The organism is Streptomyces sp. NPDC037083 (assembly GCF_055606485.1).
Window position 1 is genome coordinate 1 of sequence record NZ_JBVJSQ010000023.1, and the last position, 13,764, is coordinate 13,764.

At 67.9% G+C, this 13,764-nt stretch carries 10 protein-coding genes and 4 pseudogenes; 6 read left to right on the forward strand and 8 right to left on the reverse strand.

Translation table 11 applies throughout. From position 1 onward, the window contains the following. Positions 1–339: 339 nt before the first annotated feature. The gene (locus tag ACZ7DE_RS38705) at positions 340–933 is read right to left on the reverse strand and encodes an LURP-one-related family protein (RefSeq protein ID WP_470769082.1); all 594 of its coding nucleotides are present in this window, start codon (positions 931–933) and stop codon (positions 340–342) included. A 218-nt stretch (positions 934–1,151) separates the two neighbouring features. Here ACZ7DE_RS38705 and ACZ7DE_RS38710 point away from each other — a divergent pair, with 218 nt between their 5' ends. Together ACZ7DE_RS38710 and ACZ7DE_RS38715 are read left to right on the forward strand one after the other, a co-directional pair. Then, positions 1,152–2,927, forward strand: coding sequence for a sensor histidine kinase (locus tag ACZ7DE_RS38710; protein WP_470769083.1), 1,776 nt, complete (start codon positions 1,152–1,154; stop codon positions 2,925–2,927). 92 nt (positions 2,928–3,019) lie between these two features. Next, a complete protein-coding gene (locus ACZ7DE_RS38715; protein ID WP_470769084.1) occupies positions 3,020–3,682 on the forward strand; it encodes a response regulator in 663 nt (220 codons plus the stop codon). A 30-nt stretch (positions 3,683–3,712) separates the two neighbouring features. Here the strand turns inward: ACZ7DE_RS38715 and ACZ7DE_RS38720 are convergent. Next, positions 3,713–3,871, reverse strand: a pseudogene (locus ACZ7DE_RS38720) (transposase); the annotation flags it as partial. Between the two features lie 24 nt (positions 3,872–3,895). Here ACZ7DE_RS38720 and ACZ7DE_RS38725 point away from each other — a divergent pair. Both ACZ7DE_RS38725 and ACZ7DE_RS38730 read left to right on the forward strand, forming a co-directional pair. After that, positions 3,896–4,084: pseudogene (locus ACZ7DE_RS38725) on the forward strand (IS3-like element ISMyma3 family transposase); the annotation flags it as partial. An 824-nt stretch (positions 4,085–4,908) separates the two neighbouring features. Further along, on the forward strand, positions 4,909–5,283 hold the full coding sequence (locus ACZ7DE_RS38730; protein WP_470769085.1) for a hypothetical protein: 375 nt from the start codon (positions 4,909–4,911) through the stop codon (positions 5,281–5,283). An 83-nt stretch (positions 5,284–5,366) separates the two neighbouring features. Here the strand turns inward: ACZ7DE_RS38730 and ACZ7DE_RS38735 are convergent, their stop codons facing one another. Further along, positions 5,367–6,050 (reverse strand): response regulator transcription factor, encoded by a 684-nt coding sequence (locus tag ACZ7DE_RS38735; RefSeq protein ID WP_470769086.1) that lies wholly within the window; start codon positions 6,048–6,050, stop codon positions 5,367–5,369. Next, a complete protein-coding gene (locus ACZ7DE_RS38740) occupies positions 6,047–7,237 on the reverse strand; it encodes a sensor histidine kinase (protein WP_470769087.1) in 1,191 nt (396 codons plus the stop codon). The genes ACZ7DE_RS38735 and ACZ7DE_RS38740 overlap by 4 nt, the downstream gene beginning before the upstream one ends. A gap of 319 nt (positions 7,238–7,556) precedes the next feature. Between ACZ7DE_RS38740 and ACZ7DE_RS38745 the strand changes: the two genes are divergently transcribed. Together ACZ7DE_RS38745 and ACZ7DE_RS38750 are read left to right on the forward strand one after the other, a co-directional pair. Continuing rightward, complete coding sequence (locus tag ACZ7DE_RS38745; protein ID WP_470769088.1) at positions 7,557–8,330, forward strand: ABC transporter ATP-binding protein; 774 nt, start codon at positions 7,557–7,559, stop codon at positions 8,328–8,330. Positions 8,331–8,405: 75 nt separating this feature from the next. After that, positions 8,406–10,889 (forward strand): ABC transporter permease, encoded by a 2,484-nt coding sequence (locus tag ACZ7DE_RS38750; protein WP_470769089.1) that lies wholly within the window; start codon positions 8,406–8,408, stop codon positions 10,887–10,889. Positions 10,890–11,154: 265 nt separating this feature from the next. On the opposite strand, the gene ACZ7DE_RS38755 is transcribed toward ACZ7DE_RS38750, so the two are convergent. The 4 genes and pseudogenes from ACZ7DE_RS38755 to ACZ7DE_RS38770 form a co-directional block, all read right to left on the reverse strand. Then, entirely contained in the window at positions 11,155–11,931 is a 777-nt protein-coding gene (locus ACZ7DE_RS38755) for a transposase family protein (protein WP_470769090.1), read from the reverse strand. Beyond that, positions 11,822–12,088 (reverse strand): annotated as a pseudogene (locus ACZ7DE_RS38760) (helix-turn-helix domain-containing protein); the annotation flags it as partial. The gene ACZ7DE_RS38755 and the pseudogene ACZ7DE_RS38760, both read right to left, overlap by 110 nt. Positions 12,089–12,193: 105 nt before the next feature. Then, positions 12,194–12,976, reverse strand: coding sequence for a transposase (locus tag ACZ7DE_RS38765; RefSeq protein WP_470769091.1), 783 nt, complete (start codon positions 12,974–12,976; stop codon positions 12,194–12,196). 214 nt (positions 12,977–13,190) lie between these two features. Then, a pseudogene (locus ACZ7DE_RS38770) lies at positions 13,191–13,697 on the reverse strand (transposase); the annotation flags it as partial. Positions 13,698–13,764: the final 67 nt, after the last annotated feature.

Consider the following 13,764-nt stretch of genomic DNA (forward strand, 5'->3'; position numbering starts at 1 on the left):
ACGGGCCGGCCAAGCAGGGCGCCTCGTTCGGCTACACCAAGCAGCGCGGCCTGCACTTCCAGATCGTCACCGTCAAGACCGCAGCCTGTGCTCCGTTGTGACGCAAGCGTCCGTGTCCCCCTCCTGCGCTGTCCCGCATCTCTCGCGCACACTTCGGCGAGTAGCCGGGCGGCGCGCTTACGGTCGCTGACAGCGGCGATTATGGAGGCCTGACTGCCGACCGGGCGGCCGGTGTCCCACGCGGCAGATGGCTGATGGGACCACGGTGCGCGGAGTGCTTCCTCCTTCTTCCAGGCGTCGTCCGGAACCGAGGAGGGGTGCGGCCAAGAGGTGGTCCGGTCAGCGGGACTGGAGCGCGTCCAGGGCCACGGCCTGCGCGAACGCGAGACGCAGGTCGAGGTCAGGCGAGGCCACGTCGACCAGATAGCGGTCACGCAGCCCTATCTTCTTGTCGACTCTCATCACTTGCTTGTCGCCTGAGGTGAAGTCGAAGTGGTACGGCCACATGAACGGCACCTCGAGCGGCAGCAGCGGCCAGCCCCGGCGCAGCACGGCCACGAACAGGTTGCGCTCCCGCCCGACGGCCGCGACCGAGCCCGGCTGGTCCAGCTCCCATGTCGAGCGCAGCAAGGAGGCGGCGGCCTTCTTGCGGAAGGTGCCGATGAGGTTGTCCCTCGCGTCCCGCACGTCGTAGACGGCACCGACGTCAAGGACCTGGCGGGCCTTGGCGGTGAACAGGACGTAATCCTTGGACTCGTCGGTGTAGAAGGTCATCTGCTCCTTGAGCGCCATGCGCTTCTGCTCGGCGAAGGCGACGACCCTGCCGTCGGAGCCGTCCGGCAGCATTTCGGTCACGACGTACCGATTGATCATGAAGGTGATCTTCTGCCGGATGGTGAAACGCTCGTTCGCTTGCTGTCGCGCGCTGTCCACTGTTCCGCTCCCCAAACTGGTGATCTTCGAACGCCTTCGCTTCTGTCCGGCGGAGTCATCGTGGCGGCATGCCGTCGCCCGAGGCAGCATCCGGAAGGCGACAGCCATCGCGACCAAAGTTGACGGTGTCGGCAGAGACGGGTTGCCAACTTTCGTCGTTCTGGTCCGCGTCGAAGGGCGGATGCGGGTGTCCCGGGGCGGCTGTCTATCGTCTGCGTGTGAATGATGCAGCGCAGTCACCTTGCACCGACCGACCACTCCTGTCCCGGCTCGTCGCCGCCTCCCCGTGGCCCCGTAGGCGGATCGTCGGGGAAGCCGCGCTCACCGTTGTGCTCGCCGGGCTGGCCGGGCTTCTCGACGGCCTGGAGGACGAATCGGCTGTGCGGGTCGGCGTCGTGGCCCTGGCGGTCGCCGTACTGTCACTGGCCCGCCGTTCGCTGCCCGCGACCGTGCTGCTGGTCTCGTCGGCGTTGGCCGGGCCCCTGGCCGGCGCGGCACCACTGCTGATCTACGCGAGCTGGTCGGCGGGCAGCCGCATCATGCGCCGCGGTCGTGCGCTGGCCGTGTACGCCGCCGCATTCGTGCTCCACGTCGCGCTCGCCACCGGCAACGAGGTCGACCAGGAGGTCGAGCTGTGGCTGCTGCTCACGACGGCCGTACTGTCCGCGGGCGCGTTCCTCACGCTGGCGGTCGTACCGGGCCTCGCCTCCCGGTACCGTTCCCAGCGCCATGCCCTACTGGATGCCTTGCGGAGGCACAATGCCCAACTTGTCCGCGAGCAGGCGATGGTGGCGCGGCAGGCCCAGCTCCTGGAACGGCAGCGCATTGCCCATGACATGCACGACAGTCTCGGCCACCAGCTCGCGCTGATCACCGTGCACCTCGGGGCGCTGGAAGTGGACCCAGATCTGATCGGCCGTCAACGGGAAGGAGTGGGCATCCTGCGTGAGGCGTCCCGGGCCGCGATGCAGGAGCTGCGTGAGGTGGTGGGCATCCTCCAGGACGGCACCGCGGCGCCTGCCGGACAGGGGCCGGACCCGGTCAGCGCAGAGCATCCGACGGCCCGTGTGGCGGCCACCGTCGATGGCCTGGTCGAGTCGTCCCGGGCGGTGGGCGCGGCTGTGGAACTCCACCGCTCCGGTACCGTACGGCCCCTTGCGCCCGCCGCCGACCACGCGGCGTACCGCATAGCGCAGGAGGGTCTGACCAACGCGCACAAGCACGCGCCGGGCGCCCCGATCACCGTGGCGCTGCGCTACGAGCCGGACAGTCTGGTGGTCGAGGTGGCCAATGGGCCCGTGCCGGCCGGACCGCAGGCGGCACCGCCCGCGGTCAGTGGCGGACAAGGCCTCACGGGGCTGCGGGAGCGGGCCTTGCTGCTCGGTGGCATGGTACATGCAGGCCCCACTGCCGAAGGCGGTTTCCGCCTCGCCTGTGTACTGCCCTACAGCGGCAGCGCGACGTTCCACAGCCCGGACGATGCGACCTCCGTCGCCTCGAACAACGACTTTCGGGGACTGCTCCACGGGGGTGCGGCGGGTGACGCTGGAGCGGTCATTGATCGTTCCGATCCGCAAGGGGAGTTCGCCGCCGTCATGAGCAGCAAGAAGAAGATCGCACTCGGCTGTGCCGTCACCGCCGTCGTCCTGTTCGTGGGCCCCGCCGCCTGCACGGCTTGGGGGCTAAAGGCCTTGGTTGAGGAGTATAAGAGCGGCACGATATCGGCAAGCGTGTACAAGTCTGCGCAGGTCGGCGACGCCGAGGCGGATGTCAAGGCCGAACTGCCGGACGGCAGTTCCGTGCTCACCGAGGGCCAGGACAAGCACGGCCCGCCGCTGCCCGAGGGCGCGAAGTGCAGTCACTACCTGGGCAAAAACGGCGAAAACGTCTACCGGTTCTGCTTCCGCGACGGGAAGCTGGTCGCGAAGGACTCCTACAAGAACGAAGAAATGACCGGCACGAACGAAGAAACGCCTGGAAAGCTTCCAGGATGACCGGCGGCGAGCGGCCGCACAGGTGACGGGATCGGGCATGATGGCGGGGCTCTACCATCCGTTCATCACACCCACGCCCCGCAGGAGGCCGCGTGATCCGGGTCCTCGTCGCCGACGACGAGCCGCTCATCAGGGCCGGCATCAGGATGATCCTCACCTCGGCCGACGACATCGACGTCGTGGCCGAGGCCGGGAACGGCCGGGAGGCGGTGGAGACCGCGCGGAGCACCGCGGTGGACGTGGCCCTGCTGGACATCCGGATGCCGGTGATGGACGGGCTGACCGGGCTGGCCGAGATGCGCAGGGCCGCGCCACATGTGCGCGTGTTGATCCTGACCACGTTCGGCGAACGCGAGAACGTCCTGCGGGCGCTCGGCCACGGCGGCGCGGGCTTCCTGCTGAAGGACTCCGCGCCGCAGGAGCTGATCCAGGCAGTGCGCGCGGCGGCGGTCGGCAACGCCTTTCTCTCCCCAGCCGCCACCAAGCACGTCGCGGACACCCTCGCCTCCCCCGCCGCCACCACGCGGGGCGAGGAGGCACGCCGCCGCCTGGCCGGCCTGACCGAACGGGAGCGCGACGTCCTGGCCCTCCTGGGCGAGGGCCTGTCCAACGCGGCCGCGGGCGCCCGCCTGCACATGAGCGAGGCCACAGTGAAGGCGTACGTCAGCCGCATCCTCATCAAGCTCGACTGCGACAACCGAGTGCAGGCGGCACTCCTGGCCCGGGACGCGAACCTGGAGTCGAGCCCGTCCTGATCCAAAACCCCAGGTCAGTGGCCTGGGACCCAGGCGCCCGCCCTCGAACCGGGGCAACGGCAGCCCGGCGAGCAAGGTCCGTTGCTTCTCGACGTCGAACCGGCCCCGGTTGAGAGCTCCGTACAACGCGCCGTGCCCACGCCGGTGCTCGGGCACCATCGTCAGGTCCACCGGCGAGGTGACCGGCCCGAGCTTCGTGAACGTGCAGTGCGCATGGTCGCGGAGATCCGTCCGAACTACCCAACCGAGTGGGCCGCGATGAAGGCGGTCGCGGCGAAGCTGGGCATCGGTGCGGCGGAGACGGTGCGGACGTGGGTCCGCAAGGTCGAGGTGGAGGCGGGCCAGCGGCCCAGCACGACGTCCGAGGAGGCCGCGGAGATCAAGCGGCTGCGGGCCGAGAACCGGTGGTGGCTTGTCGGCGATGTGCCGCCCCGCCAGCCCGGGCCTCTGCCCGGAGTTGCCTGATAGCGTGCCGCGCGAGCCCGATTGAGGCGCGCCCCCGCGGTGGAGGCGTCAGTCAACTCTCCGCCGGACTGCGGAGGTTCCCTTGCACGTTGTCGGCATCGACGGTCACAAGAAGACGCATACGCTGGTTGCGGTCGACCAGCTGGGACGCAGGGCGGACGGGATCACCGTCAAGGCCACTCCGTCCGGTCATGTCCAGGCGCTCAAATGGATTGCCCAGCTCGGGTAGGTCCTGCTGGCTATCGGGACTGCCGCGGCTCATGGCCGGGGCCCGACGCTCGGTCGGGAGCGGGGCAAGTCTGAGCCGATCGACGCCGAGGCGGTCGCACGGGTGGCCCAGCGAGAACCCGAGCTGCCCCGCGCGCCAGCCTTGCCGGACCCGCGCGCGACATCAAGCTGCTGGTCGTCCATCGCCAGCGCCTGGTGCGGAGCCGGACCGCGGCGGCGAACGAGCTGCGCTGGTTCCTGCACGAGATCGATCCGAAGCTCCCGGTTCCTTCCCGGGGATTACGCCGCCTGTGCGTGTTCGACATGCTGGCTGCGGAGCTCGACACGCCGCGCAGGAGTCGTCGTGGAGATCGCCCGCGACCTTGTGGGTGAGTGCCGCAGGCTGACCGAGCAGATCAACGCTCTGGAGGCACGCCTGCGCAGACTGGTGGAGACGCCGGCGCTCTCGCTGCTGGATATCCCCGGATGCGGAGTGATTGGCGCGGCCGTCGTCATCGGCGAGACGGCCGGTGCCGCCCGGTGCAAGTCGAAGGATGCGTTCGCACGCGCCGGTCCCCTGGCAGTTCGTCCTGGTCGGCATCGTCTCCGTGGTCGCCGCGCCGCCACTCATCGCGATCCAGTCGCTGCTGTCCATGCTGATGAAGTCCTTCGCCGCGCCGGTCGCGATCTGCCTGCTCGGCTGCGCCATCGGAGTCGCCACGGTCACATCCGTCGTGCTTCGGCCCCTGAGCTACATCCTGCCGCAAGCCATCAACACCCGCGCCATCAACCTGGGCTCGACCGCGCTCGCAGGCTCCGGCGGCCTCACTCTCAGCGACGTATTCCCCATAGTGAGTACATCGCTTGGAATCGCAGTCATCGCAGTGTTGCTCACCCTGGGCGCTGTTCGCACCGTCACATTGAGATGAGGCCAAGGTGCAGTGACGGCGCCCATGACAAGTCCCCACCCCCCGAATGGCCAGAGGGCGTTGACCACCATACGGTCCCCGCGTTACCGGTTGCCGGGGGTTATCAGTCCCGACTCGTAGGCGAAGATCACCGCTTGGGCGCGGTCGCGCAGATTGAGCTTGGCGAAGATGTTGCCGATGTGGGTCTTCACGGTCTGCTCGGCGACGACGAGGTTCTGGGCGATCTGCGTGTTGCTCTGGCCGCGGGCGAGGAGAAGGAGGATTTCGGTCTCCCGTGGAGTCAGGCTCCCCAGCCGGGCGTTGTCGCCCGCGTCCGGGCGTGCCGCGGGCCATCTGCCCGCGAAGTCGGCGATGAGGCGGCGGGTGACCGAGGGCGACAGCAGTGCGTCGCCCTCCGCGACGACACGGACCGCTCGGGTCAGGTCGGTGATGGGCGCGTCCTTGAGCAGGAAGCCGCTGGCGCCGGCCTTGAGCGCCTCATAGATGTAGGTGTCGATGTCGTAGGTGGTGAGCATCAGCACCTTGGGGCAGTAGGTGACCCCGGGTGGTGGGTTCAGCAGCTGGCGGACGGCCTCCAGGCCGTCCATTTCCGGCATGCGCACGTCCATGAGGACCACGTCGGGCTGGAGGTCGCGGCAGACTTGTATCCCTTCGCGTCCGTTGGCGGCCTCGCCGACCACGTCGATGTCGCTCTGCCCGGTTAGCACGGCGGTGAAGCCCGCGCGGACCATGGCTTGGTCGTCGATGACGACTACCCGGATCGTCATGTGATGGGGGTTTCCTTGCGGGGAAGGGCTGGAAGGGGGAGTCGGGCGGCGACCTGGAAGCCACCGCCGGGGGTCGGCCCGGTCTTCAGGGTGCCCCCGAGCAGGCGAACTCGCTCGCGCATCCCTACGAGGCCGTGCCCGGTACTGCTGGTTTCCAGGGCGCCCGAGGACTGCTGCGGAGTGGCATTGGCGACCAGGACCGTCAGGCTGCTGCGATCGGGCAGCAGCCTCACCTCGATGCGGGTCCGCGCTCCCGGCGCGTGCCGCACGACGTTCGCAAGCGCCTCCTGCACGATCCGGTAGGCCGACAGCTCCACCGTCGACGAGATCAGACCCTTGAGATCTCCGACCCCATCGTCGAGAACCAGGTCCACTGGGACACCGGCCCGGGCGACGGCCTCGACCAGGTGCGGCATACCGTCCAGTCCCGGCTGCGGGCGACGCTCGTCGTCTGAGTCCTCGCTGCGCAGCACGCCGAGGAGCATGCGCATCTCGGACAGCGATTGGCGGGCGGCGACCGCGATCGCAGCGAACTCCTCCTGCGCAGCCGTCGGCGTCCCGGGAATCCGGTAGGGCGCGCTGTCGGCCTGGACGGTGATAACCGACATGTGGTGGGCGACCACGTCGTGCAGCTCCCGGGCGATCCGGGCCCGCTCCTCCAGAAGGGTGTGCCTGGCCCGTTCCGACTGGGCGATCAACTGCTGTTCACCCAGTCGCTGAAGCGCCTCGCGGCGCTCGCGCAAAACCCCACCCACCAGCAGGATCCCGCCGCCGAGGACGGCCAGCAGCACGTCGCCTTTGTCGCGGTTGTGCGGTGAGGCGGCCGCGATGGCCAGACCCGAGACGGTGAGGACCACCCAGACAGCCACCAGGGCGGGACGCCGTTCCCGGCGGGCCACGGCCACCAGCAGCACAAGCTGTCCGAGGATCACGGCCGGCGGCCAAGGCCAGCTATTTCCCTCCAGCCTCGGAGCATGGAACAGCACTGTGGAAGTTGCTACGTCTGCGGCCATCATGATCCACCACGCTTGCAACGGGCGGGTGACTGCCAGGAACAGTGGGGCGGACTGGACGGCGGCCAGGACCACGGCGGACGCTACGCCGACGCCGTATCCGTGGAACATGGTCCAGCATCCCAGTGCGCCGATCAGAGCTGTCAATGTCGCTGCAACGGTGTACTGCAGCATGGGCTGACGGCCGTGGCGGGAGGCGGCGGCAGACATGGGGGCTGGTTGTTCGGAGACGAACAGGGCGCGTGGCCAGTGACGAGGGTTCATGGCAGGGCCAGCGTATGCGGCTGATCGGACGACCTCTTCACCCCGCAGAGCCAGTTCGAACTCATACCCCGGTATGAGTCCGGCGGGGTGCCGCAGGGTGCGGGACCTACCCCAGTACGGGACCGGGTTGGCTCCGCAGCGTGATCCGCCGCTCCACCCTCCCCGCCTAGCTTTGCGGTGTTCCCTCGGCCACCGATGACGGAGTGCTCTGATGTCCACCGTGTATCCCATGCCCACCCCTGCCGCGGTCCCCGGGCCGGCCCGAGACGTCGTTGCTCGTGCCACCCGGCTCTCCAAGGTGTATGGCAGCGGGGACACCCGGGTGGTGGCCCTGGATCAGGTCTCCGCAGAGTTCCGGCGCGGCGAATTCACCGCCATCATGGGCCCCTCGGGGTCGGGTAAGTCCACGTTCCTGCACTGCCTGGCCGGCTTGGACTCGCTCACCGACGGATCCGTGCAGATCGACGGTGTCGAGCTGGGCACCCTCAAGGACCGCCAGCTGACCCGGCTGCGGCGCGACCGGGTCGGTTTCATCTTCCAGGCGTTCAACCTGCTCCCCACGCTCACCGCAATGGAGAACATCACGCTGCCGCTCGCCATCGCGGGCCGCAAGCCGGATCAGGCATGGCTGGACCGGATCGTGGCCACCGTCGGCCTGACCGACCGCCTCGGACACCGCCCCGCCGAACTCTCCGGCGGTCAGCAGCAGCGCGTCGCCGCCGCCCGCGCCTTGGCATCCCGGCCCGCGATCATCTTCGGCGACGAGCCCACGGGCAACCTCGACTCGAGGGCAGGGGCGGAGATCCTGTCTTTCCTGCGCAATTCGGTGCGCGACCTGGAACAGACGATCGTCATGGTCACCCATGATCCGGTGGCTGCCTCCTACGCGGACCGCGTGCTTTTCCTGGCTGACGGCCGGATCGTCGACGAACTCGCACAGCCCACGGCGGACGTGGTCCTGGACCGCATGAAGCGCTTCGACGCCCGCACCCGCACCAACTGACCTGACAGGAGGAGGGAGGACGTTATGTTCCGTCTTGCCGTACGCAACATCATCACCCACCGACTCCGGCTGCTGATGACCATGCTCACCGTGGTCCTCGGTGTCGCCTTCGTGGCCGCGACCCTGATCTTCAGCGCCACGATCAGCAAGGGCTATCAGGACCAGGCCACCAGAGACAACGCCGGTGTCGACGTCGCCGTCAGAGCCACCGTGCAGGCCCAAGAGCACGGGCAGGCCTCGGGCCTGACCGGCACCGTGCTCGAGAGGGTCCGCACGCTTTCGGGCGTCGCCTCCGCCCGAGGTCAGGTCTCTGGTGACACCTACGTCGTCAACAGGTCAGGCGACGTCGTCGGCAACGCTTCCCATGGCGCCAACTTCGCCCCCGACGTAGACGGCAAGGATCCCGATCACTCCTTCACCGACGGGCGGGCTCCGCAGCAGTCCGGAGAAATCGCACTGGACACCCACACCGCCGCCAAGGCCGGCTTCCGTGTAGGTGACACTGTACGCGTGGTCGTCGACGGACCGGTCATGGCGGAAACACTCGTCGGCGTCTTCACTCCTACCGGTCCGGCGGCTACCACGGGAGCGACCTACACCCTCTTCGACACCGCCACCGCCCAGCGGCTGTTCGGGTCCCCCGGTCAGTACGCCCGGATCGTCGTCACTGCGGCAGCTGAGGCAAGCGACCAGCAGCTGCTGAAGGAGATCACACCTCTGCTGGGCAGGAACAGCGAAGCGATCACTGCCGCCAAGCTCATCAGCGACGACAAAGCGGCCAACGCCTCCAGCATGAAAACCCTCAGCAACGTCTTCCTGGCCTTCGCCATGGTCTCCCTGTTCGTCGGCATCTTCCTGATCGCCAACACCTTCACCATGCTGGTCGCCCAGCGCACCCGCGAACTCGCCCTCGTCCGCGCCATCGGCGCCTCCCGCCGCCAAGTCACCCGGGCCGTCCAGCTCGAAGCACTCATCGTCGGCCTGATCTCCTCCGCCATCGGTCTGGTCCTCGGCGTCCTCATCGCCGGCGGACTGCACACCGTGCTCAACGCCCTCATGAACGCCGGCCTGCCCGGCACCGACACCGTGGTCTCACCCGGCACCATCGCCGGTTCTCTGCTGGTGGGAACCGCCGTCACCGTACTGGCTGCCTGGCTGCCCGGCCGCCGGGCGTCCAAGATCCCCCCGATCGCCGCCATGAGCAGCGTGCACACCACGCCCACGCAGGCCAGCCTGCGTCTGCGCAACGCCGTGGGTTTCCTGATCGCCGCAGTCAGCGTGGGTCTGGGTGCTCGAGGCATGGCCGTTGGCAATACCTCGGGCGGTTACTACATCGGTGCCAGCGCCGCACTGCTGAACATCGCGCTTGTCATCCTCACCCCGTTCTTGTCCAGGCCGCTGCTCGGACTGCTCAACAAGCCGTTCACCAAGTGGTTCGGCATCGATGGCAAGCTCGCTACCGAGAACGCCCGCCGTAACCCCCGGCGCACCGCCTCCACCACGGCCTCTCTCATGCTGGGCTTGACCCTGGTCACTGCGGTCACCGTGATCGGCACCTCGATCGGATCCGTCCTTGCCAAGCAGACCACCGGCAGTCTCCCGGCGGACTTCACAGTCAGCACGATCAACGACCAGCCGCTCGACCCCTCGGTCGGCGCGACGATCGCCTCCGTCCCTGGCGTCACCGACGCCTCCCCGATCCGTACCGGCGCCGTCGAATCCGTCGGGACGGTCACCGGCTACAAGGTGACCGCGGTCGACCCCGCCGTGATCACCCGGCTCCTGACACTGCGCTACACAGCCGGAAGCGCCGCCCACCTGGACTCCGGCCTGGTGGTCACCGAGTCCGCCGCCGAACGAGGCCACCTCCACGTAAACGACACCGTCACCGTCACCTTCGCCGACGGCAAGAGGGAGCCCCTCACCGTCAGCGGCATCATCAGGGCCAATCCGCTGCTGTCCAACTATCTGATGTCGCTAAAGACCCTCGCCCCGCACATGGCGGCGCAGCGGGACGACATCATCCTCGTCAAGGCCACAGCCAACCATGCCAACGACGTGCAGGAACGCGTCAAGACGGCCCTGCACAACCCTCTGGTCAAACTGCAGGGCCACCAGGCATTGCAGCAGGAGGTCACCGGAAGCGTCACCCTCCTGCTGAACATGGTCTACGGGCTGCTCGGTATGGCGCTGATCATCTCGGTGCTCAGCGTAGTCAACACCATGGCCTTGTCCGTCTTCGCACGTTCCCAAGAGATCGGAATGCTGCGGGCGATCGGTATGCGCCGAGAGGGCATCAGGCGGATGATCCGGCTCGAGTCCATCGTGATCTCGCTCTTCGGCTCGGTGCTCGGCATCATCGTGGGCATCTTCACCGCATGGGCGATAGGTAGCCTCTTCTCCCACTCCAAACTGCTCAGCGGCTACACAATGCAGATTCCCTGGGAGCGCATCCTCCTCTTTTTGGCGGCCTCAGCGGCCGTCGGCGTACTGGCAGCTCTCTGGCCGGCCCATCGTGCCGCAGCACTCAACACCCTCCAGGCCATAAAGGCCCAGTAGACCTGAGGAAAACGTCACCGGGCCGGTCGGCGAGGACAAGCAGGCACCACCCGCGGGCCGAGCTCCCACAGACCGTCTGGCACCACCGCTCGACAACCTCACTCGTCATGGGAGCGGCATCTAGCATGATCACACCAAACGAAAAGTCTTGAGCGAAAGCCCGCCGTGAATTCGACGTGCGTCCAGGACTCTTTGCGGGCCCCAGGCTAACGAGCTCGTGCACGGTAGGCGGTGAGGCGTCGAGGATGGCGGCGGGGCTCGGTGTTCACATCTGCCGTGCCGACGTCAGGTCCGCGGTCTGCTGGTGGGACAGCAGGCCGGCGATGGCCTGGACGGTGTCGCTCATGTGCTCGCGGCGGCCGAGGTGGCGGGTCAGAGCTCGCCAGTTCTTCAGGTGGGCGATGCCGTGCTCGACATAGATACGCCTCGAGGAGTGCGCCTTGCGCTGTCGCTCGTGCATGTCCTCGTACCAGTCCGGGGCGTTCTTCTTGAACTTGCGGTGCGGGGGCGTGATCACCCGTCCGCCTGTCTGCGCGCCCAGGCCCTGGTAGCCGGCATCGGCCAGGATCTCCACCGCGGGCCCGTCGGCCAGGAGCTTGACCAGCCCTAACTGGCGGGCGTGGGTAATGTCCGCGCAGCTTCCGGGCCTGGTCGGGCTGCAGAAGAGCACTCGCCCGTCGCCGTCCGTGACGACCATGGTCTTGACCGCGTTCTGCTTGTTCTTGCCGGAGATGAACCTGTCCCGGTCCTTGCGTCCGGCGGCGGGCCGCCGGACTCGGATCTCGGTGCCGTCGATGATGCCGGTCTTCCCCGGCGCCGAGGTGGTCGATGACCTCGGCCAGGGTCCGCAGCCGCACCCCCGAGCTGACGGTGCACCCTCGCTCGGCCAGCAGGGGCCGCACCTCTCCGATGGCGCGGGTGATGGTGGAGCGGTCCGCGCCGAACCAGCAGGCGAGCACGTCGTGCGTGACTCCGTGGCGGAGGTGCACGAGGGTGGCCAGGAGCCGGTCGGCGAAGACCAGCCGGTGCTTCGCACCGGCACCGATAGCCCGCTTCCGCTGCCTGGAGGCAAGCCTGGCCTGGTGCCGTTCATGCCACAACGGGCCCAGCTCAGCCACGAGTTCAGCGATCACGCCGGCCGACAGGCCCGTGATCCTCCGGTCGCTGATGATCGCTGCACGAGACGCGTTCCCCACCACACGACCATGATCGACGATCCGGAGCTCGACGTCTCACCGCCTACCGTGCACGAGCTCGTGCACGGTAGGCGGTGAGACGTCGAGGACTCCGGCAGGGCTCGGTGTTCACATCTGCTGTGCCGGGATCAGATCCGCGGTCTGCTGATGGGACAGCAGGCCGGCGATGGCCTGGACGATGTCGCTCATGTGCTCACGGCGGCCGAGGTGGCGGGCCAGGGATCGCCAGTTCTTCAGATGGGCGATGCCGTGCTCGACCCGGATGCGTCGTGAGGAGTGCGCCTTGCGCTGGCGCTCGTGCATCTCCTCGTACCAGTCGGGGGCGTTCTTCTTGAACTTGCGATGCGGTGGTGTCACCACGCGTCCGCCAGTCTGCGCGCCCAGGCCCTGGTATCCGGCATCGGCGAGGATCTCGACCGCGGGCCCGTCGGCCAGGAGCTTGACCAGCCCTAACTGGCGGGCGTGGGTGATATCCGCGCAGCTTGCGGGACGGGTCGGGCTGCACCACAGCATGCGGCCCTCGCCGTCCGTGACGACCATGGCTTTGACGGCGTTCTGCTTGTTCTTGCCGGAGATGAACCTGTCCCGGTCCTTGCGTCCGGCGGCGGGCCGCCGGACCCGGATCTCAGTGCCGTCAACGATGCCGAATTCCCCACTGGCGCCGAGATGGTCGACGACCTCGGCCAGGGTCCGCAACCGCACGTCGGGGCTGACGGTGCACCCCCGCTCGGCGAGCAGGGGCCGCACCTCTCCGATGGCGCGGGTGATGGTGGAGCGGTCCACGCCGAACCAGCAGGCCAGCACATCGTGAGTAGCCCCGTGACGGAGGTGGACGAGGGTGGCCAGGAGTCGGTCGACGAACACCAGCCGGTGCTTCGCGCCGGCACCCATGGCCCGCTTCCGCGGTCGACGGGCAAGTCTGGCCTGGTGACGCTCATGCCACAACGGGCCTACCTCGGCCACGAGTTCGGCGATCACATCTGCTGACAGGCCCGTGATCCGGCGGTTACTGATGATCACTGCGCGAGTCGTGTTCCCCACCACCCGACCATGATCAACCATCAAGGGCTCGACGTCTCACCGCCTATCGTGCACGAGCTCGATAGAGGATCTGGTCGGTGATGGTCGAAATGGTCTGGCGGGAGACTTCGGCGCCATAGACCTCGGCCAGGTGGGCTTGCACCTCGCCAGTGGTCAGGCCCTTCGCGGCCAGCGACATGACCATCTCGTCGACGCCGGTCAGGCGCTTCTGCCGCTTCTTGACGATCTTCGGTTCGAAGGAGCCGTCCCGGTCGCGCGGCACGGTTATCTCCACCGGGCCGACATCGGTCAGCACGGTCTTGGAGCGTTTGCCGTTGCGGGAGTTGCCGCCGTCCTTGCCCGCCGGATCGTGCTTGTCATAGCCGAGATGGTCGGTGATCTCGCCTTCACGAGCGGACTTCAGCAGCCGCTTGGTCAGCTGCTGCTGCAGCCCGCCCTCGCCGGTCAGCTGCAGGCCCTCGGCCTGGGCCCGGCTCACCAGCTTGTTGATCAACTGGTCGTCCACGGCCTTCGCCGACACCACGTATGTGGACTCGGCGCCCTCGGACTCGGACACGTACTCATTGGTCATCGATGCATCTTCCATGATCGGGAGTTGCACCGAACGTCTTACAGTCCCGGTCGGCGCGGAGGTGTGA

Excerpts from the sequence above, each read along its gene's own strand:
- ACZ7DE_RS38730 (WP_470769085.1), top strand. The coding sequence starts at position 4,909 with ATGCGTTCGCACGCGCCGGTCCCCTGGCAGTTCGTCCTGGTCGGCATC.
- ACZ7DE_RS38735 (WP_470769086.1), bottom strand. The coding sequence starts at position 6,050 with ATGACGATCCGGGTAGTCGTCATCGACGACCAAGCCATGGTCCGCGCG.
- ACZ7DE_RS38740 (WP_470769087.1), bottom strand. The coding sequence starts at position 7,237 with ATGCTGCAGTACACCGTTGCAGCGACATTGACAGCTCTGATCGGCGCA.
- ACZ7DE_RS38745 (WP_470769088.1), top strand. The coding sequence starts at position 7,557 with ATGCCCACCCCTGCCGCGGTCCCCGGGCCGGCCCGAGACGTCGTTGCT.
- ACZ7DE_RS38750 (WP_470769089.1), top strand. The coding sequence starts at position 8,406 with ATGACCATGCTCACCGTGGTCCTCGGTGTCGCCTTCGTGGCCGCGACC.
- ACZ7DE_RS38765 (WP_470769091.1), bottom strand. The coding sequence starts at position 12,976 with ATGGGTGCCGGCGCGAAGCACCGGCTGGTGTTCGTCGACCGACTCCTG.